Below are 24,195 nucleotides of genomic sequence, written 5' to 3' on the forward strand. Positions count from 1 at the left end.
GGCGTGTGGCACCATTGACGCGTGTGGCGCCGCCACGACGGCCAGCCCCGCCCCCCGCGCTCACGATTCGGGGCAATCTCCCGGCAAGCCGCTGCCCCGAGGGGAGTACCGTGGGGGCAGGAGGCATCATGCGGGATATCGAAGTGACACTTGCAAGCGGCGAGGTGCGGAAGTTTGGTGAGCTCGCACCGGGTGCGGCGCTCATCGTGAACGTGGCCTCGAAATGCGGGTTCACGCCGCAGTACGCTGGCCTCGAGGAGCTCTACCAAGAGTTCAGCGACAAGGGGCTCGCTGTGATCGGCATGCCCTGTAACCAGTTCCTCATGCAGGAGCCCGGATCTGACCAGGAGATCGCCGAGTTCTGCACCCTGAACTACGGCGTCACGTTCCCACTGCTCACCAAGGGCAAGGTCAATGGGCGCGGCACCGAGCCACTGTTCAAGGAGCTCCGCAAGGGGAAGGACGCCACGGGCACCGGCGGCCTCGTGCGCTGGAACTTCGAAAAGTTCGTGGTGAGTCGCGACCCCGCGGGCGGTGGCGCTCCGACGGTGACTCGGTTCCGCTCGGCGGTCGAGCCAAATGACCCCGCGATCCGCGCCGCAATCGAGGCTGCGCTCGCCGCCTAGCGGAACCGCCTAGATCCGCGCGATCTCCTGGCGGGGCCTGACCGCGAGGTCGGTGAGTTGCACGTCCGCCGGAGCGTCGACCACGAAGCGCACCGCGTCAGCGATCGACTGCGGCCGGATATACCGGTCGGCCCGATAGCGGTCGGCCGGGATGCTGGCGCGGAGCATCTCGGTGTCTGTCTGACCCGGGGCAAGGGTCACGACGCGCACGCGGTGCGGCTCCTCGTCGATGCGGAGCACGTCGGCGAGGCCGCGGAGCGCGTGCTTCGTTGCCGTGTAGATCGCGCTCCCGGGAACCGGCCGCGTGCTCGCGCCCGAGCCGATGAAGATCACGGTGCCCTCGGACGCTCGCAGCAGCGGCAGCGCGAGCCGGGTGAGCTCGGCGGGCGCCGTGACGTTGAGCGCGAAGCTCTCGCCCCAGTCGCCGACCCTCGCGTCCTCGACGGACACGGCGCCGCCGCGCGCCGCCGCGTGGATGAGCACGTCGAGCCTGTCGAGTTCTGCCACCCGCCCGGCGAGCGACGCGCTGTCGGTGAGGTCGAGCGCCCACGTTTCGGCTGCGGCGTCGGTCGCGAGCTCCGCGAGGCGGGCGGAGTTTCGGCCGAGCGCGATCACGCGATGCGTTGCCGCGAGCTCGCGCACGACCGCCGTGCCCATGCCGCCTGTCGCGCCGGTGACAAGTGCGACGGGGCGAGGCGACTGGGCTGCGGGTGCAGACTCCGAGAGGGGGTTAGGCACTGAGGGCTCCTTCGTGGATTCGTGGTGCTGCCGCGCGTAGTGCGACCGCGAGCGCGCTGGCCGAGACGCGGTCGGTCTCGCGCAGCATAGGGGGATCGGTTCCCGGCATCGGGCTAATGACAGTGCCGTGAAGGGTGTCGTCGACGGGGATCCCCGCGACGTGCACGGCCGCATCGAGCGTGCCGTCTGCGCCGATGAGGCGCCCCGTTGCCGCATCGATGTCGAGGCCGCCAGTGGCGGCGGTGGCTCCGCTGCGGGAGCCGATCGAGAACACCCGCGCCCGTCCCGCGTCGAGCAAGGACGCGGTGAAGGGGTCTTCGCTTGCGCGTGCGTCGTGGAACTGCATCCACGCGTCGACGAGCGCCCGGGCCGTGACCTCTGAGCCCGACACGGCCCGCGACGAGGCAACGAAGCCGCGCTCGTCGACGCCGAGCGTCGCCTCCGGGCCGATGAAGTGCACGATGCCCGCCGCAGCGAGGGCGAGCAGCTCGTTGTTTCGGAACGCTGGCGGCCCCGACCCGACCATGCCCCCAAGCGCGGTGAGGAGGGCAAGGCCGTTCGACCGGGACTCGGCATCAAACCCCCCGAGCGTGCCGACCTGCGCTGCGAAGCCGCGCGCCGAGCTCACCGACCAGAGGCCTGCCTTCACCGCGCTGTCCGTGCCGAGGTCGACCTCGCGGAGATCGTCGGCGACGCGCCGAGCCACCCACGCGTCGAACGCATCGGGGCTCTCGAACGTTTCGTGCACTGGCACGATCTCGCCGGCGAGGTCGAGGCGATCCTCACTCGCGGGGATGAACGGTGCGACGTCGGCGGCGATAGCGTCGACGATGTCGCCGAGCGCGGGGACGTCTGTGTGGTTCCCGGCCCGCGCGATCGCGGCGCGGATCGCAGCCTCGATGCCGGCGAGGGCGTCAGCGGGATCAGGATCGCCCGGAGCCGCACCTCCGCCCGCGAGGAGCGCGCCAGGCTTCACCCGTGCGAGCGTTTCGGCGTGCGCGAGGAACGCGTCGCCGACGATCCGCGGCCAGAGTACCGCGTCGAAGTTCATGGGGCGCGGCACCTGCCGCCAGTCCACCTCGCGCAGCAGCCGCTGCTCGGCCTGCGGCGGGAGTGCGTTGTAGCGGGACTTGGCGCGGAACGGGACCCCGCGGCGGGAGGTGACGTGCAGCACCGGCTCGTTTCCTGACGCGACGTATCTCAGCCCACCAGGGGCCTCGGGCGCGGGCTCGTAGCGGCCGCCGCGGCCGAGGGTGAGCAGCGTGACGGTGTCGAAGAAGCCCATGCCGAGTCCGCGAACGATGACGCGTTCGCCGGGGCGGACCCCGGAAAGATCCTGTTCGACGGGGCTGCCCTGCCGCACCCAGGTGAGCTCGGGTCTGTCCGCGACCCGGTCCGCAAGCGCGGCGTCTGAGCTCGACGCGGCTCGGGGCAGCCACCCGGTTGCCGCGATCACGGAGTCGACGGTGATGCTCTGGTCGGCAACGCTGTCGCCGGTCGCGGGCTTCGCGCGGTCGAGGGTGATGCGCTCACGGCCGTCGGCGTGCTCGACTGCGATCGCGCGGGCGCGGTGGCGCACGACGCTCACCGAGTCGGGCAGCTCGGCGAGTGCGCGCTCGAAGAACCAGGAGAGGTACTCGCCGTAGAGCGCGCGGCTCGGGTGCGACTCAGGGCGGAGGCGTGCCAGCTCCTCGCGGTAGTCGGCGGCGAGGCCCGCGCGTGCGGGGTACGCGGCGAAGGTGGCCGCGCGGGAACTTGGGATCTCGGCCGTTGCTACGGTCTCCGGTGCGCCGTGGCCGAGCGCCTGCTCGCGGGCGAGGATGCACCACTCGTAGAGCGTGGGCCCCGGGACAACGGCGCCCGCGACGGTGCTGCCGGGCTCGGTGAAGAGCGTCACCGCGTCGGCGAGCGTATTCATGCACAGCTCGCGGGTCTGGTCGGTCCGCCAGATTCGGCCCGCTCCCGGCTGGGCGTCGTCGATGAGGTGGAGTTCGAGCGGCGGCGCCGCGGGCAACGCCGCGAGGTGAACGCCGAGCCGTTCGATGAGGGACCCGCCGCGCGGGCCGAGGCCGACGATGGCGATGCTCGCCCGACCGGCGGGCTCGTCGTGTGCTGCGAGGGGTGGCATGTGGCAAATCCAAAAGTCGTGGTTCGTTTTATGTCTCCCATAACCCTAGCTTGGGTTGATTTGAGGCCGCATCAGGGATGCTGCCGGGTTACGGAGTGTGACGCGGGCCGGGGTGGCCACGTTGCGAGGCGACCGGCCCGCATGCAAGGATAACTTCTCGTAATGCCACGCAGAAGCTGACCGTATGTTTCTTGCGGGCTCGACCACAACCCACGGAGACCGAATCCATGTCACGTATACGTCGCACGGCACTCGCCGCGCTGTCCCTCGCCGCAACGACCGCGCTGCTCGCGGGCTGCGCAAGCGGCGCACCCGCGGGCGAGGAGCCGACGGGCGACCCGGTCACGGGTGGCACGCTGAGCTACCTTGAGCCGCAGACCTGGACGACGCTCTACCCGCCGGCGGCCGGGTTCTACCCGAACGGCGGCATCGTGAACAACATCACCGACCGCCTGCTCTACCAGGACCCCGAGACGCTCGAGCTCAGCCCCTGGATCGCGACCGCGTTGCCGGAGGTGAACGCGGATGCGACCGAGTACACGTTCACCATCCGCGACGACGTCACGTACTCCGACGGCACTCCCCTCACCGCCGAGAACGTCGTGAAGAACATCGACCTCTACGGCAAGGGCGACGCCGACCGCGCGCTCACGGTGTCCGAGGCGATCAACAACTACGAGCGCGGCGAGGTCGTCGACGCGACGACCGTGAAGTTCATCTTCTCGGCGCCGTCGCCGGGCTTCGCGCAGGCAGTGTCGACGATCAACTCGGGGCTCGTCTCGGACGCCACGCTCGATCTCGACAGCGAGGGCTTCGGCCCCGGCGGCGCGGCCCAGGTCATCGGCAGCGGTCCGTTTGTGGTTGCCGACGAGAAGATCGGCACCGAGACCCAGCTCACGGTGCGCGAGGACTATGACTGGGCGCCAGAGGCCGCCGAGCACGACGGCCGCGCGTACCTCGACGGCATCACCTACACGGTCGCCGGCGAGAACAGCGTGCGCGTCGGCACCGTCGTGGCGAAGCAGGCAGACGTCGCCCGCCAGATTCCCGCGCCGGACGAGCCGCAGTTCGCGGCCGACGGGCTGTCGGTGCTCGCCGCCTCGACGAACGGCGTCACGAACAGCCTGAACTTCCGCTTCACGAACCCGTTGCTCAGCGACATCCGGGTGCGCCAGGCGATCATCGCGGGCATCGACCGCGAGAACATCGTTGAGACACTCTTCACCGACAGCTACCCGCTCGCAACCGGCGCCCTCGCGACGACTGCGCTCGGGTACGTCGACACCTCGGAGTTCTACGCATACGACCCGAAGCAGGCAGCGAAGCTCCTCGCCGACGCCGGCTGGAAGGCCGGCAGCGACGGGGTGCTTGAGAAGGACGGCCAGCGCCTGAGTCTCACGTTCAGCGAGGCGATCCCGCAGCCGCGCTCAAAGGAGGTCGTGACCCTGATTCAGGAGCAGCTCGCCGAGCTCGGCATTGAAGTGAACCTGTTCGCCGGCGACTACGCCGCGCAGACCGCGGCGAGCCTCGACGCAGACACGATCCAGGTGTACCACTCGATGGTCGGCCGTGCCGACTACGACGTGCTCAAGTCGCAGTTCTTCTCGACGAACCGCAACACCCTGCTCAACTACGACACCGCCACCCAGAAGAACGCTGACCAGGAGCTCGACGACCTGCTCGCGAAGGTCGCCTCGGCGCCGACGCCCGAGGAGCGCGCGGCAGCGTCCGAGGCCGCGCAGCGCCACCTGGCCGAGCAGGCCTACATCCTGCCGCTCTTCGAGGAGCCCCAGGTCTACGGCCTCACTGACGCGGTGCACGGCTTCGAGACCGAGTCGGTCGGCCGGCCGAACTTCTACAACACCTGGCTGACGCGCTAGCAGCGCCAGCCCGTCCCCGGGAAGGACCGAACCAATGCCATACGTCGCCAGGCGTCTCCTGCAGGCGCTCCTCGTGCTCGCGCTCGCCTATACGGTCGCGTATGTGCTCCTGGCGGCCCTCCCCGGGGACGCGGTGCTCGCCCGATACGGGAGCCCGGAGCTCGGGCTCTCACCCGATCAGCTTGACGAGATCCGCACGAGCTACGGCGCCGACAGGCCACACCTCGAGCGCTACTTCGAGTCGATCCTGTCGTTTCTGCGCGGCGACTTCGGCTACTCAGTCAATAGCGGCGCAGCCGTCTCGACCCTGCTCGCCGCCGCGCTCCCCTCCAGCCTCGCGCTCGCACTCTCGAGCCTCGTCGTGGCGGTCGTGCTCGCGGTCACCATCGCATTCACGGCGAGCTACGGGGGCGCCGCCTGGCTCCGCCGGTTCTTCCGCGGACTGCCGCCGCTGTTCGTGTCGCTGCCGGTGTTCTGGGTCGGCATCATGCTCATCCAGATCTTCTCGTTCAAGCTCGGCCTCGTCCCCGCGATCGGGGCGACCGGCTTCCAGGGACTCGTTCTCCCGATGCTCACGATCGCGATCCCGATCGCCGCACCGCTCGCCCAGGTGCTGTTGCGCTCGATCGACGAGGTGCGCACCCAGCCGTTCGTTGCGGTGGTGAAGGCGCGCGGCGCCAGCACGTCCTGGCTGCTCTGGCGCAACGTTGCACGCAACGCGCTCTTGCCGACCTTGACGATGGCCGGCGTGCTCTTCGGCGAGCTTGTCGGCGGCGCGGTCGTCTCCGAGACAGTGTTCGCGCGGGCCGGGATCGGCCAGCTCACGGCCCAGTCGGTCGCGACCCGTGACACCCCGGTCCTCCTCGCGATCGTCGTGCTCGCTGCGCTCACGTTCGTGCTGATCAACCTCGTCGTCGACCTGCTCTACCCCGTCCTCGATCCGCGGCTGCGAACCCGGACGACAACCGCCGCGAAGCCCGCCGCCGAACCCGCAGTACCGGCAGCGGCCGCTGAGCCCGCGACCGCGAACCCAGAGGGAGCGACACGATGAGCATCTTCACCCCGCCGGTGCGCGGCTCTGACCAGCGCACCACCGACAAGCACGATGCGGCGTCGCATGACCCGCAGCACACGAGTCCGACCGGGTCGGCCGCGGCGACGCTCCCCGGCGCGCCGCTCGCGGAGCCCACGGGTCGCACCAGCCGGTTCGGGCCCGGGACCCGCAAGGCGGCGGCGTTCGCGGTGCCCGCGGCCGTGATCCTGATCGGGCTCGCATGGGCGATCGCCCCCGGCCTCTTCGCCCACGGCAGCCCGACGGAGACCGTCGGCGCGGCCCTGCAGGCGCCGAGCGCCCAATTCTGGTTCGGCACCGACGCAACCGGGCGCGACCTCTACACCCGCGTGATCTACGGCGCCTCGGAGTCGATCGTCGGCGCACTCGTCGCCGTGCTTGTCGGCTTCGTCGCAGGGACGACACTCGGCGTGCTGGCGGGCTCCGTCGGCGGGCTGCTCGACGAGGCGCTCATGCGCTTCGTCGACGTGCTGCTCGCCATCCCGGCGCTGCTGCTCTCGCTGAGCATCGTGATCCTGCTCGGCTTCGGGACGACGAACGCGGCGATCGCCGTTGGCGTGACCTCGATCGCGGTCTTCGCCCGGCTCGCCCGCTCGCAGGTGGTGAGCGTCCGAGTGAGTGAATACGTTGAGGCGGCGTACGGCTCCGGCGGCACGTTCTGGACGGTGCTCTGGCGCCACATCCTGCCGAACTCCCTCACCCCCGTCGTCGCGCTCGCGGCGCTGCAGCTTGGATCCGCGATCCTGCAGATCTCCACCCTCGGCTTCCTCGGCTACGGCGCGCCGCCGCCCACGCCCGAATGGGGCCTGCTCATCGCCGAGGGCCGAAACTACGTCGCGACCGCGTGGTGGCTGACGGTGCTTCCAGGCCTCGTCGTCGTCGCCATCGTGCTCGCAACCAACAGGCTCAGCCACGCCATCCGAGGAGGAGAAGCAGCATGAGTGAACAGTCGCTCCTAAGCGTCCGCGACCTGCGCGTCGCCTATGACACCCCCGCGGGAACGGTGGACGCGGTCCGCGGCGTCTCGCTTGACGTCGCGCCCGGCAAAGTCACCGCGCTCGTCGGCGAATCAGGATCAGGCAAAACCACCGTCGCGCAGTCAGTTATCGGCCTGCTCGCCGGCAACGGCAGGGTCACAGGCGGCGAGATCACGCTGGCAAGCGAGGCGCGTGGGGCGGAACAGCTCGTCGGGCTGAGCGAACGCGCGTGGCGCGGAATCCGCGGGCGCCGGATCGGGCTCATCCCGCAGGATCCGGGTAACTCGCTCAACCCCGTGCTCCGCATCGGCGCGAGCGTCGGCGAGGCGCTGCGGATCCACGGGTGGCGCGACAAGCGGGCCGTCGAGGCCCGCGTGCTCGACCTGCTCGACCGCGTCGGTATCGACGACCCCGAGCGCCGGGCGCGGCAGTTCCCGCACGAGCTCTCGGGCGGCATGCGGCAGCGCGTGCTCATCGCCGCGGCGCTCGCGCTCGAACCCGAGCTCGTGATCGCCGACGAACCGACGAGCGCGCTCGACGTCACCATCCAGCGGACCGTGCTCGACCTGCTCGACAGGCTTCGTCGCGAGACAGGCATGGGCGTGCTCTTCATCACGCACGACCTCGCCGTCGCCGCCGACCGCTCGGACTCGATCGTCGTCATGCAGGGCGGCGAGGTGCAGGAGACAGGTCCCTCCGCCGAGGTGCTCGCCCATCCGGCTGCCGCCTACACGCGGAAGCTCCTCGCGGACGCACCGTCGCTCGCCCGCGTCGTGGTGCGGGAGCGCCCCGAGCCTCACACGGGGCTCGAGGCCGCCGAGGGGGTCGGGGCCGCCGGTTTTGCAGGTTCGGCCGGCTCTGCAAGTTCGGCCGGCTCGGCAGGTTCGGCCGGCTCGGCCGCTGCGGAGCAGGGGGCTGAGCCGCTCGTGCGCGTGCGCGACCTCAGGCAGGAGTTCAAGACGCCCGGCCGTGCCGAACCGTTCGTCGCGGTCGACGGCGTCTCATTCACCGTCCAGCGCGGCACGACGCACGCGCTCGTCGGCGAATCAGGATCGGGTAAGACCACGACAGGCCGCGCCATCGCAGGGTTCCAACGCCCAACCTCGGGCGAGGTCACCGTCGCAGGCACTGAACTCGTCGGCCGGCGTCCCGGCCGTGATTTCCGGCGGCACACCCAGCTCGTCTACCAAAACCCGTACGGGTCACTCGACCCCCGCCAGACCATCGGGGCAGCGCTCGCCGAGCCACTGCGCAACTTCAGGATCGGTTCCCGGGCCGACCGCGACGCGCGGATCACGCACGCCCTCGACCTCGTCGCGCTCGCCCCCGGGCTCGCCGAGCGCAAGCCCACCGAGCTTTCGGGCGGGCAGCGGCAGCGCGTCGCGATCGCGCGAGCGCTGATCGTCGAACCCGAACTCGTCGTCCTCGACGAGGCCGTGTCGGCGCTCGATGTGACTGTCCAGGCCCAGATCCTGCGCCTGCTCGCCGACCTGCAGCGCGAACTCGGCCTCACCTTCGTGTTCATCTCGCACGACCTCGCCGTCGTGCATCAGATCGCCGACACCGTGTCGGTGCTGCAGCGGGGCCGGCAAGTCGAATACGGCGGCGCCGAGGAGATCTTCAACGCCCCGACGCACGAATACACGCGGGCGTTGCTCGACGCGATCCCGGGCGGGGGAGTGCTCGCCGCAGGCGCCGAGGCGAGGGGCGCAACTTCCGGGATCGCCACCGAGGCGCACGGCGCGGGAAGTGCCGTCGCGCCCACCGCAGTCCGCCTCCTCGTCGGCGCAACCCGCTGACGCGCACCCTACCGCCGCCACCGGCGGCCGAAGCAGCCACACAACCGAAGGAACCCATGACCGCCGCACTCACCGCAGACATCATCGATCTCCTCTCCGGCCTCGGCCGGGGGCACGACATCGCAACACTGCGCGACCAGCGCGCCCAGGCACGCGAGAACGCGCAGCTGAGCTTTGCCGCGCTCCTCGAGCCAGAGAACCCGGGCGACTTCACCCTCGCCGAGCGCTACGCTGTCGCGCAGTTCGTAGCCGAGCTCCACGAGTTCCCTGACGCCGTAGAGTTCTACGCCGACGTGCTCGGCGACGAAAGCCCCGACCTCGTGGGGACCGTGCGCGCGCTCGCAGCGGACGCTGCTGCCGCCGGTCCCATCGGCACCTACCGAGAGCCGGGTCTGCAGGGTGAGAGCGTCGCCGTCGAGCCGTGGGCACCCTCAGCCGACACCGCAGCAGCGCTCGGGCCGCGGCTGACCGCGGCCCTCGCGCACACCCACCTGCTTGTCATTCGCCCGCGGGAGGCCTCGGCCGATGCGCTCGCCGCGCTCGTCCGTGCCGGCTGGAACGCCGACGACATCGTGTCGCTCTCGCAGCTGGTCGCCTTCCTCGCGTTCCAGTTGCGCGCGTCCTGGGGCCTGCGCGTCCTCGCCGGTGCGCCGGGCGAGGGCGGCGTGGACAGAGCCACTGGGACCGCCTCGACCGCCTCGACCGCGGCCGCCTCGGCCGACGCAACAGGACAGGCCGCCGGCTCGGATGCGGCCGCGGGCTCGGATGCGGCCGTCGCCGAGCTCATCACCGAGTACCCAGAGCTGCACCGCCCCGAGCACTTCACCCAGCAGAGCCTCGGATGGGTGCCCTGGCTCGCGCCCGTCGCTGAGGCGGAGCTGACGGACGAACAGCGCGACGCGCTCGTCGATCCGCTCCGCGCGAAGATGCCGTACTTCAGGCTGCTCGCGCGCGATCCAGCGGCGCTCCGGGCGCGCACCCTCACGGACCTCGACATCTTCTTTAACACCGAGGGTGGCATCGGCCGCGCGGAACGCGAGCTCGCGGCGACGGCTGCGTCGAGACACAACGGCTGCGTCTTCTGCGCCTCGGTACACTCCGCAGCGGCGACGCGCGAGTCCGGTCGTGAGGCGACCGTCCAGGCGCTCCTCGACGAGGGCGTCGGCGCTGACCTTGCCGACACGACGTGGAACGCGGTCGTGAGCGCCTCCGTCTCGCTGACGAACACGCCGCTTGGGTTCGGAGAGGCCGACGTGCGTGGGCTCCGGGCGGCCGGGCTGTCTGACGCGGAGATCATCGACGTCGTGAACGGTGCCGCGTTCTTTAACTGGGCAAACCGGCTCATGCTGTCGCTCGGTGAGCCCGAGGTGCCGGCGAAACGCGGGCAGTCATGAGCGACCAGGCAGCCCTCGACCACATTGTCATCGCGGCTCCGAACCTCGCGGAACTTGTCGACTGGTTCGCGCAGCTCACGGGGGTCGTCGCCGAGCCAGGCGGCCGCCACCCGACCGGGACGCAGAACGCGCTCGTCGCGCTCACCATCGGCGGCCACCGCGGTCGCCAATACATCGAGCTGATCGGCCCCTACGCCGATCAGACAGCTGGACCACTGCCGTCGAAATTCGGGATCGACAGGCTCACAGGGCCGACCGTGCAGACCTACGCGATCCGCGTGCCCGACATCGACGCGGGCGTCGAGAACGCTCGAGCCGTTGGCTGGGAGACGGGCCCCGTGGGCGACCTGTCGCGGCGCACCCCAGCCGGCGACCTCCTCGAGTGGCGGCTCACCCGAACGGACGAACAGCAGCACGAGCGGTTTGAGCTGCCGTTTCTCATCGACTGGGGCGAGACGCCCCACCCGGGGGAGACCATCGGCCCGGCGATCGAACTCGTCGAGTTTGTGCGCCTCGAACCGACGCCGGAACGCGCCGAGAGCCTGCGCCGCGAGCTGCAGGCGGTCGGTGGCGGCGCTGTCGAGGTGCGCGTTGCAGCGTCGCCGGGGTTCGCCCTCACACTCCGTTCCCAGAGCGGCGCGATCGTCGAACTACTGCCTGCCTGAAGGAGCGAGCGGGCGCCGGGCGCCGGGCGCCGGGCGTCGGGCGCCGCCCGTTCCTCCCACCGGACCGCGCCCGAGCCCGCCCGCCGAGCCCGCCCACTCCCGCAAGAGAGCACTGTTCTGTCCAAGAACCCCCGTACCAACCGTAGATAAGGGTGTTCCTGGCGAGAAACACCCTCTGGCGCGGACCTCGGGCGGACCCTACGCCTGCGAGGAGCTCTCGGCGGATGCGGCAGACGCAGCAGACGAGGCCGCCTGCTTCGGCTGACGGTCGGCGAAGAAGCGTACGACGTTCGGGTCGACGATCACGTCACGCGGCTGCAGCGGCCTGGCGAGGTAGAGCCCGTCCAGCGACCGCACGCGGCTCAGCGCGACGTAGGTCTGGCCTGCGCTGAACGCGCGGGGACCGAGATCGATCGCGGCGGCATCGTAGGTGTGGCCCTGCGACTTGTGGATCGTCACGGCCCACGCGAGCCGCAGCGGGAACTGCTCGAACTCCGCGACGACCTCCTTCTCGAGCTTCTTGGTGTCGGCGTCGTAGCGGTAGCGGAACCGTTCCCACGTGGCGGGCTCGACCTCGTGCTCTTCGTCATCGACGATCACCCAGACCGTGCCCTCGATCTTCGAGACGGTGCCGATCGTGCCGTTCACCCAGCGCCCGTCTGGGTCATTGCGCAGGAACATGACCTGCGCGCCCTTCTTGAGCTCGAGCACCTCGTCGGCCGGGTAGGTGTTCTCGCGGAACTCGCCGGTGATCTCTGCGGCGGCCTTCAAACCGGACCCCTTGATCTCGGCGAGTCGTTCGGCGTTGATCCGGTTCACGGTTGCGTTCGTCGTCGCGAGGGTGATGACGTCGCGCGGCGGCTTGCGTGCGCCAGCCCCGTTGAGCTCGTTCGCCTGCGTCTCGTCGACGACGCCGTAGCGAACGGCGCCGAGGATCTGCTTGAACCGGTCATCGCTCTGCCGGTGGACCTCGGTGAGCTCGATGACGTCGAGCGGCGTCTCCTGCCAGACCTTCGAGTCAAAGAACCAGAGCGAGCGGTAGGTGTCGTCGAAGTACGCGCGCTCGTGCGGATCACGTGGCGGCACGGGCGGCAGCTGGAACGGGTCGCCGAACATGATGATCTGGGCACCGCCGAACGGGTCGTGCCGCTTGCCGCGAGCCTGCCTGAGCGACCGGTCGATGGCGTCCATGAGGTCGGCCGAGACCATCGAGATCTCGTCGATGATGAGGGTGTCGATCGACGCCAGCATTTTCTTGAGTTCTGCAGGCTGGTCGAGCTCGTGGTCGGCGATGACGCCGGTCGGTAGTCGAAGCAACGAGTGGATCGTCTGGCCGCCAACGTTCAGCGCGGCGACGCCGGTCGGGGCGCACACCGCGATGACTTTCGAGGTGTTCCAGGAGAGGTGATTGAGGATCGTCGACTTGCCCGTGCCAGCTCGTCCCGTCACGAAAATGTGTTCGCGGGTGTGCTCGATGCGCTCGTAGACGTTGAGCTGTTGGGGGCTGAGTTCGGGGCGCGACACTCGAATAGGCTACCCCGCAATGGGATACTAGTGCGGCGTGTACGCGCGCGGTCCGCATTCGGGCCAGACATCTGCCATGGAAGGCGAATAGCTTCGTGCCCCCACTCACCACTTTTCGGCGGAACCTTGCGCTGTTTGCGCTCGCCCTCGGCGGGTTCGCCATCGGAACGACTGAGTTCGCGACGATGGGCGTGCTCCCGGAGATCGCGCACGACCTGGTGCCCGGCTACGCTGCTGACCCGCAGTGGGGTATCGCGCAGGCCGGCAACCTCATCACGCTCTACGCGCTCGGCGTCGTCGTTGGCGCTCCCGTCTTCGCCGTGCTCGGGGCGCGGATGTCGCAGACGAAGCTCGCCATCTGGCTGCTCGTGCTGCTCATCGCCGGCACCGTCGGCTCTGCGCTCGTGCCGGGCTTCGGCACGGTCGCCGTCTTCCGGTTCATCTCGGGCCTGCCGCATGGCGCCTACTTCGGTGTCGCGTCGCTGCTCGCCGCCAGGCTCATGGGGCCGGGCAACATGGGAAAGGGCATTGCCCTCGCGATGAGTGGGCTCACCGTAGCGAATGTCATCGGCGTGCCGCTTTCGACCGTGCTCGGGCAGCAGCTCGGCTGGCGCTGGGTGTACGCGCTCGTCGCCGTGCTGTTCGCGGCGACCCTGCTGCTGGTGGCGCTCTACGTGCCCCGGTTCCCCGGCAGCCCTGAGCGCAGCCCACTGCGCGAGCTCAGTGCGCTCGGCAGTGCGCGTGTCTGGGTCATGGTCGCGGTGCTCTCGATCGGCTTCGGCGGGTTCTTCGCCGTGTACTCCTACATTGCCGAGGTCACGACCCGCGAGGCGGGACTCGGTGCAGGCATGGTTCCGTGGGTGATCGCGACGATGGGCGTCGGTATGGTGCTGGGGAACATTCTCGGCGGGATCCTCACCGACCGGAGCCCCATCGGCACCGCGATCTGGGGCTTCGTGCTCTTCATCTCGTCGTTCGTGCTGTACTCGCTCTTCGCGGCGCATCCGGTTGGTCTCTTTGCGTTCGCGTTCCTCGTGAGCCTGGCATCCTCGATCCTGCTCCCCGGGCTGCAGGCGCGCCTGATCCGGATGTCGAGCGAGGCGCGGCTCCTCGGCGCCGCGCTCAATCACGCGGCGGGTAACGTCGCGAACAGCCTCGGCGCATGGCTTGGCGGCCTCGTCATCGCTGGCGGATTCGGCTATCTCGCGCCGGGGTGGCTGGGAGCCGTGCTCGCCGGTGCTGGCTTCGTGCTTCTGCTGGTGAGCCTCGCGGTGCAGCGCCGCGACGGCGGCAAGAGCCTCGACACCGCCGGCATTCCGGTCGGCTAGTCCCTCGCCGAGGACCCGTTACGCGTGGTCGGTGATCTCGGGCTTGCGCACGAACACCAGCGTGAGGGCGAGTCCGAGCGCGACAACGATGATGAGGCCGAGGATGCCGAAGTGCGTCGCGCCGAACCAGCCGATGAACGCGGCCCAGAGCCAGGGCGACAGGAAGCTCATGACCCTGCCGGTCGTCGCGTAGAGGCCGAACACCTCGCCCTGCATACTCGCGGGAGTCATATGCGTCAGGAGTGACCGGCTCGAGGCCTGCGCCGGGCCGACCGCGGCCGAGAGGATGAGCCCGCCGATCCAGAAGATCGACTTCCCTTCCTCCCGGAAGAAGAAGATGAAGAGCCCGCTCACGACGAGAACGAGCAGCGACGTCACGATGATCGCTCGCGGCCCGAACCTGTCGTCGAGTCGACCAGCGATGATCGTCGAGACGCCAGCAACGAGGTTGAGGGCGACGCCGAAGATCATCACCTCGGTTGCCGAGAAGCCGAACGAGACGGCAGCGAGAATGCCGCCGAACGCGAAGATGCCGGCGAGGCCATCACGGTAGACGGCACTCGAAATGAGAAACCAAAAGGTTTGCCTGTGGTTGCGAAACAGCGCGCCGAGGTCTCGCACGAGCACCGCGTAGCTGCGGAAGAAGCCGACGCGAGGCCTATCGGTGCGGGCCGGCGGCTCCGGCACCCACAGCAGAAACGGGATCGAAAACACGATCGTCCAGACGGCCGCGCCGACCGCGATGAGCCTGTAAGCGAGCCCGTCTGAGACGTCCATGCCGAACCAGTCGAGCTCGGTGAGCACCACGACGATGATGAGCGCGACGATGCCGCCGATGTATCCGAGGCCCCAGCCGAGGCCGCTCACCCGGCCGACGGTTTTCTTGGTCGACACGTCGAACAGCATCGCGTTGTAGCTGACGCCCGCGATCTCACTGGCGACCGCGCCGAGTGCGACGGCGGCGGCGCCGAACCAGAAGAACTGGGGATCCGAGTAGACGAAGAACATCGCGAACTGGATGAGCGCGAGCGCCGCGGTGCCGAGCACCACCCAGCGCTTCTTGCTGCCGCGCGCATCGGCTTGCTGGCCGAGCACGGGGGCGAGGAGCAGGATCAGGATCCCGGCCGCGAACGTCACCCAGCCGTAGTTCGCGGAGAGGTCGGCGAGGCCGGTGCAGTACGCCGTTCCGGCGTCGGCAGTCTGCGAGCAGACGAGGCTACCGTCGGCGTTCTGCGCGGCGATCTCGTCGGGGAGGAACGCGTCGGAGACCAGGTAGAGCGACACCCACACGAACGTGAGGATCACGGAGTTGAAGGGCTGCGTCGCCCAGTCCCAGATCGCCCAGGAGGCGACCGTCCGCTTCGTCGCGGGGGTCGGGTTCGGTGCGGGGATTGTCTCGCTCACAGCCCCAGGCTACTGCGTGCGCGGCGCGGATGCGCGGATTGGAAAGGTGGCCGGGTGATGAACTCCCAGGGACGCGTGGCGAGCTTGGCCGGAGCCGGAGCCGGAGCCGAAGCTCGCCGCCCACCGAGCTCGCCGCCCACCGAGACGCGACAGGTCGGTGGGCGGCGAGCAGCGCGCAGCCGCTAGCCGCGTGCTCCGGCAAGCGCTCGGCGGACGAACAGGATCGCGCCCCCGAGGATCGCAAGCGCCGAGGCGGCCGCGGAGACGAGGAGGCCCGAACCGCCGGTCGCCGCAAGCGTGTCTGCGGTGTGGCCCTTCGCGCCGTCCGGGGCTGTGCCGCCAGGCGCGGCAGCAGCAGCGTCGCCGGTGCCGCCGGTGGCGCCAGTTCCGCCGGTGGTGCCGGTTCCGCCGGTTCCGTCGGCTCCGCCGGTGTCGCCGGGCTCAGGGGTCGGCGTCGAGCCGTCGCCGGTGCCGCCAGTGCCGCCCGGGGTCTCCCCGCCGCCCCCGCCAGGGTTCGTCTCGCCGCCGGTGTCGCCGCCGCCTGTCGGCTCCTGGTGGGTGGTGGGGGTGTGGACGATGTCGACCCACTGGGTGGGGTCGGCCTGGTCGATGACGCGGTAGGTGAACTCGTCGGCGGTGAGCGTCACGATGGGGACGGTGCGTTCGAAGAGCACGTCGCCTGCGTCGTTCTTCGCTGCGATCCAGCGGGAGGAGCCGTCGGGTGCGACGGTCCAGTCGCCCTGCATTTTGGGCTTGTCGTCGAGGGGGTACATCGTGAAGGTGCCGCCCTGCTTGAAGTAGGCCCAGCCGACGAAGTTGGCTGCGCGTGCGTCGTCGAGTGCGACGGGGTTGCCGTCTTGGTCTGTTGCGGCGGTGGTTTCCCACGGGGTTGCTGCGAGGGCCGCCGAGTAGTCGATGGTGCCCGGCTCCTGGTGGGTGGTGGGGGTGTGGACGATGTCGACCCACTGGGTGGGGTCGGCCTGGTCGATGACGCGGTAGGTGAACTCGTCGGCGGTGAGCGTCACGATGGGGACGGTGCGTTCGAAGAGCACGTCGCCTGCGTCGTTCTTCGCTGCGATCCAGCGGGAGGAGCCGTCGGGTGCGACGGTCCAGTCGCCCTGCATTTTGGGCTTGTCGTCGAGGGTGTACATCGTGAAGGTGCCGCCCTGCTTGAAGTAGGCCCAGCCGACGAAGTTGGCTGCGCGTGCGTCGTCGAGTGCGACGGGGTTGCCGTCTTGGTCTGTTGCGGCGGTGGTTTCCCACGGGGTTGCCGCGAGGGCCGCCGAGTACTCGGTGGCAGCCTGCTCTGCCGCTGCTGGCGTGTCCGCGGCGCCCGCTGCGAGCGCCGGCGTGACCGGAGCCAAGCAGAGTGCGGCTGCGACAAGGGTCGAGGTGATGATCGTCGTCCGCGCCGGGCGGCGAGAAGTGCGTGTCATGTGCGCTGCTTTCGGTTGAGGGTGGACGCGCGCCGGGGAGGTATTGTCCCGAGCGGGCGATCCCACGCTACGAGCGCCGCGATGCCGCGACATCAACCGATCGGTTGAACCCTGCGCTACAACCTGATGAGCCCCCTGCCGACCGCGGTAGCGATCGCCGCCTGGCGGTTGCTGGCGCCGAGCTTCGTGAAGGCGTGGTGCAGGTGCGTCTTCACGGTGGCCTCGCTGACGAGGAGCGTTTTCGCGAGGTCGCGGTTCGATAGGCCTGTGGCTGCGAGTGTCAGCACTTCGAGCTCGCGTGACGTGAGCGCCTCTTCCTCAAACCGGCTGCGCTCGTGCAGGCGCTCAGCTATCGCCGCAGCGATTGCGGGCTGGCCGGCGGCGGCGGCGCGGATGGCTCGAAAAAGTTGGTCTGGCGCGCTGTCCTTCACGAGGTAGCCGGCGGCACCGGCCTCCATCGCGCGGACGACGTCGGCGTCGGAGTCGTACGCGCTGAAAACGATTGCTCGGATCCGCTTGTCGGTGCGACGGAGCGCGCGAACGGTCTCGATGCCCCCGGGGCGCTCGGCCCCGAGGTCGAGGTCAACGAGCGCCACGTCCGGCTCGGCGACCGACCCCGACACCGCCTCGTCGAGGCTGCCAGCCTCGGCGACAACCTCGAAGTCTGGCTGGGTGTCGAGCAGGGAGCGCAGGCCGTGACGCAGTGTCGGGTGGTCGTCGACGAGGAGTAGCCGGATCACTGTTCGTCCTCCGGGGCCGGGGCGACTGCGGCGATGGTGGTGCCGGTGCCTGGGGCGGATTCGACGGTGAGCGACCCGTCGATGCTGTGCATGCGCCAGCGCATGGCGCGGATGCCGAACCCAGCGTCGGGCCCTGCGGGCGTCGGCGCCTGGGCGGTGTCGGGCACGTCGGGCACCGCGAACCCCGCTCCGTCATCTGCGATATCCACCGCAACGGCGTCAGCGAAGTAGGTGAGCGTCACCTGGATGCGCGAGGCCCGCGCATGCTTGCGCGCGTTCGTGAGGGCCTCCCCGACGACCCGCTGCAGCGCGTGCGCCGCCTCGTCGGAGATCCGTCGCTCGGTCCCGACGCGCTCGAAGTCTGCCCCGGCGCTGGCCGCGAGCTCGCCCAGTGTCTCGGCGAGGTCGGCGGGGCGCTGGGCGGCTGGGGCAACGAGTCCCAGCATGAACGCACGGGTTTCGGAGAGGGCCTGCCTGAGGGCGGTGAGCGCTTCGCCCGAGGCCGATTCGGCTCCCGGCGCCGTGCGCTCGGCCTCGAGTCGGAGCAGCGCCTCTGCGGTGCGCTGCGCGACGGTGTCGTGCAGCTCGCTTGCCACGCGCTCGCGTTCCTCGGCCGCGCCGGCGACGCGCTCAGTCTGGGCGAGTCTGTCGCGGGTCTCGACGAGCTCGAGGTTGAGCCGCCGCTGTGCTGCGAGGACCCGGTCGAGCTCCCAGTAGGCATATGCGAGCACGAGCCCGCCGAAGAATGGCCCGAGAACGAGGCCGAGATCACTCCCGTTGGACATGAGGTACAGCCCGACGCTCACCGCGACGACGATCGCGGCGGAGAGCGCGAGCGCACGGGCGCCGGTGAGGACGCGGTGGATCGCGAAGAAGAGCGCAAACGCGCTCCACCCGAAGGAGGGTGCCAAGATGACGAGAGGGAGCCAGAACGCCGTCGCGGTGAGGAGCCAGGCGCGCTGCCAGCCGCGATGGCCGGGCCCGCGAACGAGTGCGGCCGCGTAGCTGACCCCGGCCGCGAGTGCGAGCGCAAGCACGAGATAGCCGGTGCCCGCGAGGTCGTGGTAGGCGAAGTAGCGCAGCCCGCAGACGAGGAGCAGTACGCCGAAACCGACGTCCACAGCAAGATCAACCGCGTGCATGCTCGACGTGCGAGTGCGCGGCTCGACGTCGGGGGGAGGGGCCATCCGCACAGCGTACATTGCGCTTCCTGGCCCCTGCCCGCGCCGTCGAGCGACGACTCCGTGAACGGTTCCTGAGAGTTGAGTGAATTCGACTCAAGTTTGGGTGAATCGACTTGACTCTCACTGCCGCTTCGTTAAACTTGAGTGCATCAGGCTCAACTTGTCCGTGGGGTGAGTTGAGGCCAGCGAACCACCGGCGCAAGCCGCCGGTCTCATAACAACGCAAGGAGAACATATGTCACGTGCAGTAGGTATTGACCTCGGCACCACCAACTCGGTTGTTGCCGTTCTTGAGGGCGGCGAGCCCACCGTCATCGCGAACGCCGAAGGCTTCCGCACCACCCCCTCGATCGTCGCGTTCACCAAGGATGGCGAGGTGCTCGTCGGCGAGACCGCGAAGCGCCAGGCAGTCACGAACGTTGACCGCACCCTTGCTTCGGTCAAGCGCCACATGGGCACCGACTGGAAGAGCGACGACATCGATGGCAAGAAGTACACCGCGCAGGAGATCAGCGCTCGTACGCTGATGAAGCTGAAGCGCGACGCTGAGACCTACCTCGGCGACAAGGTCACCGACGCTGTCATCACCGTCCCCGCCTACTTCAATGACGCCGAGCGTCAGGCAACGAAGGAAGCCGGCGAGATCGCTGGCCTCAACGTGCTGCGCATCATCAACGAGCCGACCGCAGCGGCGCTCGCATACGGCCTGGACAAGGGCAAGGAAGACGAGCTCATCCTGGTCTTCGACCTCGGCGGCGGCACCTTCGACGTTTCGCTCCTCGAGGTAGGCAAGGACGACGACTTCTCGACGATCCAGGTCCGCTCGACCGCAGGCGACAACCGCCTCGGCGGCGACGACTGGGACCAGCGTGTCGTCGATTGGCTCGCAACCCAGTTCAAGGCCTCGACCGGTGTCGACGTCTCGGGCGACAAGATTGCACTGCAGCGCCTCAAGGAGGCCGCTGAGCAGGCGAAGAAGGAGCTGTCGAACTCGACGAGCACGCAGATCCAGCTGCCGTACCTCTCGCTCACTGAGAACGGCCCCGCGAACCTCGACGAGACGCTCACCCGCGCAAAGTTTGAGGAACTCACGAAGGACCTGCTCGAGCGCACTCGCAAGCCGTTCGAGGACGTCATCAAGGAAGCCGGTGTGAAGGTCAGCGACATCGCGCACGTCGTGCTCGTTGGCGGCTCGACCCGCATGCCCGCAGTCACCGAGCTCGTGAAGCAGCTCACCGGCGGCCGCGAGCCCAACAAGGGCGTGAACCCTGACGAGGTCGTCGCAGTCGGCGCAGCCCTGCAGGCAGGCGTCCTCAAGGGTGAGCGCAAGGACGTGCTGCTCATCGACGTCACCCCGCTGTCGCTCGGTATCGAGACCAAGGGTGGCATCATGACGAAGCTCATCGAGCGCAACACCGCCATCCCGACGAAGCGCTCTGAGACCTTCACCACGGCAGAGGACAACCAGCCCTCGGTCGCGATCCAGGTGTTCCAGGGCGAGCGCGAGTTCACCCGCGACAACAAGAACCTCGGAACGTTCGAGCTCACCGGCATCGCACCCGCTCCGCGCGGCGTGCCCCAGGTCGAGGTGACCTTCGACATCGACGCAAACGGCATCGTGCAGGTGTCGGCGAAGGACAAGGGCACCGGCAAGGAGCAGACGATCACCATCTCCGGTGGGTCGACGCTCTCGAAGGACGACATCGAGCGGATGGTTCGCGAGGCCGAGGAGCACGCAGCCGACGACAAGAAGCGTCGCGAGGCAGCCGAGCAGCGCAACAATGCGGAGCAGCTTGCCTACTCGGTCGAGAAGCTCATCACGGAGAACGAGGACAAGCTCCCCGAGGACGTGAAGACTGAGGTCCAGGGCGATCTCGACGCGCTCAAGGCAGCACTCGCTGGCGATGACGACGACGCGGTGAAGACCGCGGCTGACAAGCTCGGCGAGAGCCAGCAGAAGCTCGGCGAGGCGATCTACGCCCAGTCGCAGGAGGCACCCGAGGCCGCAGCGGAAGGCACGGAGTCGAATGATGACGACGTTGTCGACGCTGAGGTTGTTGAAGACGACGAGGAGCAGAAGTAACAATGGCACACGAGGAACATCTGGGCGACGACCAGCCGGTGAACGATGTTCCGGCGGGCCAGGCCGACGACGCATCGCAGGGCGATGCGGCATCGGCCCCCGGGGCGGAGGGAACCCCCTCCGCTCCCGGGCCGGAAGGCGAGGATCTCACGGTAGACGATATTCTCGGCGCCGAGCAGACTGAGGCGGCCGCTGGTGCGGACGCTGACGCTGCCGAGGGCGACGAGGAGAACCCCTACCTTGAGGATCTCCGCAGGCTCACGGCCGAGTACGCGAACTATCGGAAGCGTACCGAGGCGAATGTCGAGCTCGACAAGCAGCGCGCGAAGGCCTCGGTCGTGCTGCAGCTGCTGTCCGTGCTCGACGACCTCGACCGTGCAGAACAGCACGGCGACCTCGAAGAGGGCAGCGCATTCGCCACGATCGCGCAGAAGCTGCGCGCCAGCCTTGAGCGGCTCGGCGTTGAGAGCTTCGGCGAGAAGGGCGAGCCTTTCGACCCGCAGGTGCACGAAGCAATTGCTCAGGTCCCGGTTCCCGGTACCGAGCAGCACACTGTGCTTGACGTAGTCGAGCGGGGCTATCGCATCGGAGATGTTGAACTGCGCCCCGCCAAGGTAGCGGTGGCGGTGGGAGCTGATGGCTAGTCAGGATTGGTTGGACAAAGACTTCTACCGCACGCTCGGGGTCTCGAAGGACGCCGACGACGCTGAACTGAAGAAGGTCTACCGGAAGCTCGCCCGGAAGTATCACCCGGATTCAAACCCGGGCGATACGGCGGCCGAGGCGAAGTTCAAGGAGATCTCCGAGGCGTACTCGGTGCTCTCCGATAAGGAGCAGCGCTCCGAGTACGATCAGATTCGCGCGATGGGCGCCGGCGGTGCCCGATTCACGTCGGGTGGTCAGGGCGGCCAGGGCTTCGAGGACGTCTTCGGCGGTATGTTCGGTGGCGGCCACGGCGGCAGGAACACGCAGTACACGTTCCAGCAGGGCGGCGGCTACGACGACCTCTTCAACATGTTCGGCGGCGCTCCGCGCGGCCCCCAGAAGGGTCGCGACGTTAAGGCCTCGACGACGATCGACTTCGAGACCGCAGTGAGTGGCGACACCGTCACGCTGCAGACGTCGACGGGCAACGTGAAGGTCAAGATCCCCGCGGGGGTCTCGAACGGCCAGAAGATCAGGCTCCGTGGCAAGGGCGAGCAGGGCCCTCCGGGCACACCGGCTGGCGACCTGCTGCTCACTGTCACCGTGCGTAAGCACCCGGTGTTCGAGCGCGACGGCCTGAACCTCAAGCTCAAGCTGCCCGTCACCTTCACGGAGGCGACGCTCGGCGCAACCGTCGAGGTGCCGACGCTGGGTGGCGACACCGTGAAGCTCAAGGTGCAGCCCGGAACGCCGAGCGGTCGCGTGCTGCGCGTGAAGGGCCGTGGGGTGAAGACCTCGAAGGGCACGGGAGACCTGCTCGCCGAGATCCAGGTCGCGGTCCCGAGTCACCTGAGCGACGCCGCGCGCGAGGCGCTTGAAGCGTTCCACGCGGTCGAGCCGCAGGAGAACCCGCGCGCCGACCTGCTCTCGCGGGCTCGCGCCTAGCGGGCGTCGCACACTACTGAACACGAAAGGCGTAGGGAAGGGCAATGGTGAACGTACCAATGGACAGGTTTACTCCGGTCTTTGCGATCGCCGCTGCCTCAGAACTCGCTGAGATGCACCCGCAGACGCTGCGGCAGTACGACCGAATCGGGCTCGTGGTGCCGCAGCGTACAAGCGGGAACACGCGGCGGTATTCCCTCTACGACGTGCACCGGCTGCGTGAGGTCTCGAGACTCTCCGCAGAGGGACTGAGCCTCGAAGGGATCCGCCGCGTGCTCACGCTCGAGGACCGTGTCCGCGAGCTCGAGTCTCAGGTCCACGAACTCGAGCGGGCGCTGTCCGACGAGATGCTGAAGCGTCCGGAGCGACGCGTCTTCGCGGCGGGAGCGGGCGGCGAAGTCGTCACCCTGCGCCGCGGTACACGCACGCGCCGCAACGCGGAAGTTGTCGTGTGGAAGCCCTAGCCGCCCGACTCGACGAGTTCTGCGCGGCGCTGAGCCGAGAACCAGATTTTGACGCAGCCGAACTGCAGGCCTACGACACCGCCGACCTGCACATCCTGAGCGCCGCGGCGGAGCGGATCCGCGCGGCCGCGCCTGGGGCCGTCGTCACCATCGGCGACAGACACGGCGCGCTCACACTCGGCGCGGCGGGCGTGCTCGGCGCTGAGGCCGTGCGGTGCTATCAGGATCCGCTGCTCGGCGAGCGAGCGCTCGCCGCCAACGCGGAGAGGCTCGGCCTGAGCGATCGGGTCGAATCCGAGCCGCTCGGCCCGGAGCTCCTCGCAGGTGCGGAGACCGTGCTGGTCCAGCTGCCTCGGGGACTTGAGGCGCTCGACGAGATCGCGTGGACGATCGCCCGCTTCGCGAGCCCGACCGTACGGGTCTTCGCTGGCGGCCGGGTGAAGCACATGACCCGCGCGCAGAACGACGTGCTCGGACGCTACTTCGGCGACGTGACCGCCGGCCTGGGCTGGCGGAAATCTCGCGTCCTGCAGGCGGCCGAGCCGCTGCCGACCGAGCCCGGCTCCGAGCCGCCGTTTCCGAAGTGGGGGCGGGATCGTGAGCTTTCCTTCGGACTGGCCGCGTTCGGTGCAACGTTCGGCGGCACCAAACTCGACCACGGCAGCAGGCTGCTGCTCGACACGTTCGAGGGCGTGCCGTACGGCGCACGCTGGGCGGACTTCGCCCCAGACGCACACGTGTTCGATCTCGGCTGTGGCAGCGGCGTCCTCGCGGTGTCCGCGGCGCTCGCGCTGCCGGCATCGCGGGTGATCGCGAGTGACCAGTCGGATGCGGCCGTTCGCTCGGCCGCGCTGACCGCGGACGCCTCAGGGGTCGGTGAGCGCGTCGCGATCCACCGGGCCGACGGCGCGGAAGCGGTTGCTGACGCGTGGGCGGATCTCGTGCTGCTCAATCCGCCATTCCACACGGGCGCGACCGTGCACACCGGGGTCGCGCATCGCTTGATCCGCGATTGCGCGCGCGTGCTGCGGCCAGGGGGCGAGCTGCGGATTGTGTTCAACTCGCACCTCGCCTATCGCCCGCTCCTCGAACGGGTGATTGGCCCCGTCACGCAACTCGCGCGCGACGCGACATTCACGGTACTCGCGGTCACCAAGCGCTAG

At 69.1% G+C, this 24,195-nt stretch carries 20 protein-coding genes; 13 read left to right on the forward strand and 7 right to left on the reverse strand.

The features are described 5' to 3' along the window. Positions 1-128: 128 nt before the first annotated feature. A complete protein-coding gene (locus BJ960_RS00525; protein ID WP_185985821.1) occupies positions 129-626 on the forward strand; it encodes a glutathione peroxidase in 498 nt (165 codons plus the stop codon). Positions 627-635: 9 nt separating this feature from the next. Here the strand turns inward: BJ960_RS00525 and BJ960_RS00530 are convergent, their stop codons facing one another. Continuing rightward, on the reverse strand, positions 636-1,364 hold the full coding sequence (locus BJ960_RS00530) for an SDR family oxidoreductase (protein ID WP_307814690.1): 729 nt from the start codon (positions 1,362-1,364) through the stop codon (positions 636-638). After that, entirely contained in the window at positions 1,357-3,492 is a 2,136-nt protein-coding gene (locus BJ960_RS00535) for an FAD/NAD(P)-binding protein (protein ID WP_185985822.1), read from the reverse strand. The genes BJ960_RS00530 and BJ960_RS00535 overlap by 8 nt, the downstream gene beginning before the upstream one ends. 227 nt (positions 3,493-3,719) lie before the next feature. Between BJ960_RS00535 and BJ960_RS00540 the strand changes: the two genes are divergently transcribed. The 6 genes from BJ960_RS00540 to BJ960_RS00565 are packed head-to-tail and all read left to right on the forward strand — an operon-like array spanning position 3,720 to position 11,279. Continuing rightward, positions 3,720-5,372: a TIGR04028 family ABC transporter substrate-binding protein gene (locus BJ960_RS00540; protein WP_185985823.1), complete on the forward strand. Its 1,653-nt coding sequence runs from the start codon at positions 3,720-3,722 to the stop codon at positions 5,370-5,372. 34 nt (positions 5,373-5,406) lie between these two features. Further along, positions 5,407-6,423: an ABC transporter permease gene (locus tag BJ960_RS00545; RefSeq protein ID WP_185985824.1), complete on the forward strand. Its 1,017-nt coding sequence runs from the start codon at positions 5,407-5,409 to the stop codon at positions 6,421-6,423. Then, the gene (locus tag BJ960_RS00550) at positions 6,420-7,385 is read left to right on the forward strand and encodes an ABC transporter permease (RefSeq protein ID WP_237463721.1); all 966 of its coding nucleotides are present in this window, start codon (positions 6,420-6,422) and stop codon (positions 7,383-7,385) included. The genes BJ960_RS00545 and BJ960_RS00550 overlap by 4 nt, the downstream gene beginning before the upstream one ends. Beyond that, on the forward strand, positions 7,382-9,220 hold the full coding sequence (locus tag BJ960_RS00555) for a dipeptide ABC transporter ATP-binding protein (protein ID WP_185985825.1): 1,839 nt from the start codon (positions 7,382-7,384) through the stop codon (positions 9,218-9,220). Before BJ960_RS00550 ends, BJ960_RS00555 begins: the two co-directional genes overlap by 4 nt. A 56-nt stretch (positions 9,221-9,276) precedes the next feature. Next, on the forward strand, positions 9,277-10,614 hold the full coding sequence (locus BJ960_RS00560; RefSeq protein ID WP_185985826.1) for an alkylhydroperoxidase domain protein: 1,338 nt from the start codon (positions 9,277-9,279) through the stop codon (positions 10,612-10,614). Continuing rightward, complete coding sequence (locus BJ960_RS00565) at positions 10,611-11,279, forward strand: VOC family protein (protein WP_185985827.1); 669 nt, start codon at positions 10,611-10,613, stop codon at positions 11,277-11,279. The genes BJ960_RS00560 and BJ960_RS00565 overlap by 4 nt, the downstream gene beginning before the upstream one ends. A 198-nt stretch (positions 11,280-11,477) precedes the next feature. On the opposite strand, the gene BJ960_RS00570 is transcribed toward BJ960_RS00565, so the two are convergent. After that, positions 11,478-12,803 carry an ATP-dependent DNA helicase gene (locus BJ960_RS00570; protein WP_185985828.1) on the reverse strand — a complete coding sequence of 442 codons (1,326 nt, stop codon included), beginning with the start codon at positions 12,801-12,803 and terminating at the stop codon, positions 11,478-11,480. A gap of 95 nt (positions 12,804-12,898) precedes the next feature. On the opposite strand from BJ960_RS00570, the gene BJ960_RS00575 reads away from it, so the two are divergent. Beyond that, positions 12,899-14,131, forward strand: coding sequence for an MFS transporter (locus BJ960_RS00575; protein WP_185985829.1), 1,233 nt, complete (start codon positions 12,899-12,901; stop codon positions 14,129-14,131). Positions 14,132-14,149: 18 nt separating this feature from the next. Here BJ960_RS00575 and BJ960_RS00580 read toward each other — a convergent pair whose 3' ends face one another. The 4 genes from BJ960_RS00580 to BJ960_RS00595 form a co-directional block, all read right to left on the reverse strand. Next, positions 14,150-15,535, reverse strand: coding sequence for an MFS transporter (locus tag BJ960_RS00580; RefSeq protein WP_185985830.1), 1,386 nt, complete (start codon positions 15,533-15,535; stop codon positions 14,150-14,152). 182 nt (positions 15,536-15,717) lie between these two features. Beyond that, a complete protein-coding gene (locus BJ960_RS16420) occupies positions 15,718-16,971 on the reverse strand; it encodes a DUF4822 domain-containing protein (protein WP_202229203.1) in 1,254 nt (417 codons plus the stop codon). Between the two features lie 116 nt (positions 16,972-17,087). Further along, on the reverse strand, positions 17,088-17,711 hold the full coding sequence (locus BJ960_RS00590; protein ID WP_185985831.1) for a response regulator transcription factor: 624 nt from the start codon (positions 17,709-17,711) through the stop codon (positions 17,088-17,090). Next, the gene (locus BJ960_RS00595; protein ID WP_185985832.1) at positions 17,708-18,898 is read right to left on the reverse strand and encodes a sensor histidine kinase; all 1,191 of its coding nucleotides are present in this window, start codon (positions 18,896-18,898) and stop codon (positions 17,708-17,710) included. The genes BJ960_RS00590 and BJ960_RS00595 overlap by 4 nt, the downstream gene beginning before the upstream one ends. 232 nt (positions 18,899-19,130) lie before the next feature. Here BJ960_RS00595 and dnaK point away from each other — a divergent pair, with 232 nt between their 5' ends. The 5 genes from dnaK to BJ960_RS00620 are packed head-to-tail and all read left to right on the forward strand — an operon-like array spanning position 19,131 to position 24,195. Next, the gene (gene dnaK / locus BJ960_RS00600) at positions 19,131-20,978 is read left to right on the forward strand and encodes a molecular chaperone DnaK (RefSeq protein WP_121074339.1); all 1,848 of its coding nucleotides are present in this window, start codon (positions 19,131-19,133) and stop codon (positions 20,976-20,978) included. Positions 20,979-20,980: 2 nt separating this feature from the next. Next, positions 20,981-21,622, forward strand: a complete 642-nt coding sequence (locus BJ960_RS00605) for a nucleotide exchange factor GrpE (protein WP_121074336.1) — start codon at positions 20,981-20,983, stop codon at positions 21,620-21,622. After that, entirely contained in the window at positions 21,615-22,568 is a 954-nt protein-coding gene (locus BJ960_RS00610; RefSeq protein ID WP_185985833.1) for a DnaJ C-terminal domain-containing protein, read from the forward strand. Before BJ960_RS00605 ends, BJ960_RS00610 begins: the two co-directional genes overlap by 8 nt. Positions 22,569-22,612: 44 nt before the next feature. Then, positions 22,613-23,032: a heat shock protein transcriptional repressor HspR gene (locus BJ960_RS00615; protein ID WP_220663508.1), complete on the forward strand. Its 420-nt coding sequence runs from the start codon at positions 22,613-22,615 to the stop codon at positions 23,030-23,032. Next, the gene (locus tag BJ960_RS00620) at positions 23,020-24,195 is read left to right on the forward strand and encodes a class I SAM-dependent methyltransferase (RefSeq protein WP_185985834.1); all 1,176 of its coding nucleotides are present in this window, start codon (positions 23,020-23,022) and stop codon (positions 24,193-24,195) included. The genes BJ960_RS00615 and BJ960_RS00620 overlap by 13 nt, the downstream gene beginning before the upstream one ends.

Source organism: Leucobacter aridicollis (assembly GCF_013409595.1).
Classification (GTDB): Bacteria; Actinomycetota; Actinomycetes; order Actinomycetales; family Microbacteriaceae; genus Leucobacter; species Leucobacter aridicollis.

Excerpts from the sequence above, each read along its gene's own strand:
- BJ960_RS00525 (WP_185985821.1), top strand. The coding sequence starts at position 129 with ATGCGGGATATCGAAGTGACACTTGCAAGCGGCGAGGTGCGGAAGTTT.
- BJ960_RS00555 (WP_185985825.1), top strand. The coding sequence starts at position 7,382 with ATGAGTGAACAGTCGCTCCTAAGCGTCCGCGACCTGCGCGTCGCCTAT.
- BJ960_RS00550 (WP_237463721.1), top strand. The coding sequence starts at position 6,420 with ATGAGCATCTTCACCCCGCCGGTGCGCGGCTCTGACCAGCGCACCACC.
- BJ960_RS00545 (WP_185985824.1), top strand. The coding sequence starts at position 5,407 with ATGCCATACGTCGCCAGGCGTCTCCTGCAGGCGCTCCTCGTGCTCGCG.
- BJ960_RS00610 (WP_185985833.1), top strand. The coding sequence starts at position 21,615 with ATGGCTAGTCAGGATTGGTTGGACAAAGACTTCTACCGCACGCTCGGG.
- dnaK (WP_121074339.1), top strand. The coding sequence starts at position 19,131 with ATGTCACGTGCAGTAGGTATTGACCTCGGCACCACCAACTCGGTTGTT.
- BJ960_RS00605 (WP_121074336.1), top strand. The coding sequence starts at position 20,981 with ATGGCACACGAGGAACATCTGGGCGACGACCAGCCGGTGAACGATGTT.
- BJ960_RS00540 (WP_185985823.1), top strand. The coding sequence starts at position 3,720 with ATGTCACGTATACGTCGCACGGCACTCGCCGCGCTGTCCCTCGCCGCA.
- BJ960_RS00595 (WP_185985832.1), bottom strand. The coding sequence starts at position 18,898 with ATGGCCCCTCCCCCCGACGTCGAGCCGCGCACTCGCACGTCGAGCATG.
- BJ960_RS00560 (WP_185985826.1), top strand. The coding sequence starts at position 9,277 with ATGACCGCCGCACTCACCGCAGACATCATCGATCTCCTCTCCGGCCTC.
- BJ960_RS16420 (WP_202229203.1), bottom strand. The coding sequence starts at position 16,971 with ATGACACGCACTTCTCGCCGCCCGGCGCGGACGACGATCATCACCTCG.
- BJ960_RS00615 (WP_220663508.1), top strand. The coding sequence starts at position 22,613 with ATGGTGAACGTACCAATGGACAGGTTTACTCCGGTCTTTGCGATCGCC.
- BJ960_RS00565 (WP_185985827.1), top strand. The coding sequence starts at position 10,611 with ATGAGCGACCAGGCAGCCCTCGACCACATTGTCATCGCGGCTCCGAAC.
- BJ960_RS00535 (WP_185985822.1), bottom strand. The coding sequence starts at position 3,492 with ATGCCACCCCTCGCAGCACACGACGAGCCCGCCGGTCGGGCGAGCATC.